Genomic DNA, 1897 nt, shown 5'->3' with positions numbered 1-1897 from the left:
GCCTTTGTCCTGGCGCTCATACCCGGCTCAAGAAAAGCCAGGCTGGAAGCATTGGAGCTCTCAATAGCTCTCTGAATTTGTGGGTCATGAAGATGTATGTAAGGGTCAAGAATAGTTGCCACCTCGATAGCCACCTCCCTGGCACGTGTTTCTGTCAAATATCTCCGGGCAGACGACAGGGCGGGGCGATAGCTATCTTGCCTTATGCGGGATTCCTTTGAAAACGCTTCCAGACGGTTCGCGACCTCCATTCTGGTATCATCGTCTAGTTCGATACTCTGCTCTGAAATAGTCAGGCTTCGTTTTAAGTTTTCTTTAGGGTTTTGCTGATAAAGTGTGGAGAGTTTTTGCCAGTACTTCAGGGCGCGTTTGAGTTTCTCACTGTCCCTTCCCTGCTTCAGGTAGGCACGATGAGCTTCATTGTAGAGTTGAATGGCTTTATCGAGTTGCTTGCGTTTTATGTTAAGGGCTATAACGTGTTTGCCGGTTTTATGGGTCAGTTCTCCGGCCTGAAGAACCTGCAAACTGAGATTGTCGAGTGACTCCCTGACCGCAGCCACTAACTTCGGGGGGCTCAGGCCGTGATCGGTAATAATGCCATTCTGGATATCAACATTATGGAGCCAGGTCGCCAGGGCCTTGAGGCGGGAGTAAACCCTGGCCCGGCTGATCCGGAAACCATTGCGTTCTTCCTCGAGCTTGTCCAGAGCCTTGGCCAGGTCCCAGCGACCGGTATACTCAATTTTAAGCCAGGAAATTTTGCGCCCGCAAATCAGCTCGAAGCATAATATGAGTATTTCCTCGACATCGTGAAGGGTCATTATTTCTTCATTGTCCCGCGCACTGGCAGTGAGAATCCGCTCAATGAACAGAGGCTCCCTGGTTTGTCCTTCATGGGGTCTGGCCACGATACCGCTTAATCTGTTTTTGAGCGCCTGGGCTATGCGCGGGTGAAGTTCTTTGAGTTCGTTATGATAACGCTCCGTGTCTTCGGAGACTTCGTGGACAATGTCACGCATTCTATGATAAAGGCCGGCCCTGCGGAATATTTCAATCTGTTCAGCCTTGCGGGCCAGATCAGGGTCACCCGTAATATCTTCAATGGCTGCTGATATCCATTCCGGGCCAAGATCGAACTTTTGCAAAAGAATACCGGCAGAGTGGATGCGACGTGCATCTTTGGCCATATTACGTTGGGCCAGGTCGCGCACTACATAAATGACTTCGGGAATTCGGTCGATGATGCTGAGCAGGTTGTTTTTGTCTTGATTGATCCGTCGGCCGTGGGTAACGTCGTAAATCAGCTTGGTGAACAGACCCAGACCAATGGCAACAATGGAATAGCCAACGAAATAAAGGGTTCTGTCCAACGGCATCATGGTGCCGTAGGCAATATAGTAGCCTGCAAAGGCGGCCAGAAGTGTGACCGGACCTGCAGTCCAGGCGTACTGCATTACAGTGACACTCCAGGGCTCCTGATGAGGAGCGCGTGCCACTTTCTCCAGCCAGTTCAAATCGCGTTCTTCAAGCTGGAGTTCGTCATCATTCCGTTGCTGTCGCCAGCGACTGAAAGGGGCGGTCATTGTCGTATATTTCGCTTTTTTTGGCAGGGGAGCACTTCTTAATTCTAAAGTCTCAGTATGATGGTTCAGTATATGTAGATTTACGTCTTAGGATAAGCGTTTTGTAATCTCTTATCTCGCGAGCTGTTAACCTTTCTCTGGTTCATGAGCCGATAGCCGCATATCTGCACAGGAAGATGCCCGACAGACTCTGTTCTTGCCCAAGTGCTTGGCCTGATACAAGGCGTCGTCTGCTTCTTTCAGTATTTTATCGAGAGTGTTGGTCTGCGGACCGGTGGCAGCAATCCCCAGGCTGATGCTCAGTGGAATAGGGC

The 1897-nt window shown here is 50.3% G+C and carries 2 protein-coding genes; both read right to left on the bottom strand.

Features of this window, described 5'->3' with window-relative positions:
• Nucleotides 1–1583 (bottom strand): hypothetical protein (locus tag KDK17_RS08125; RefSeq protein ID WP_257287811.1); only part of this gene is annotated, 1583 nt, incomplete at its 3' end.
• A gap of 126 nt (nucleotides 1584–1709) precedes the next feature.
• The coding region (locus tag KDK17_RS08120) for a diguanylate cyclase domain-containing protein (protein WP_257287810.1) at nucleotides 1710–1897 on the bottom strand (188 nt) is incomplete at its 5' end.

Origin of the sequence: Endozoicomonas sp. SESOKO2 (assembly GCF_024606245.1) — a bacterium.
In the GTDB taxonomy this organism is placed as follows: Bacteria; Pseudomonadota; Gammaproteobacteria; order Pseudomonadales; family Endozoicomonadaceae; genus Endozoicomonas_A.
The sequence above is the reverse complement of the archived record's forward strand: the minus strand, read 5'-3'. Positions and strand labels throughout refer to the sequence as shown.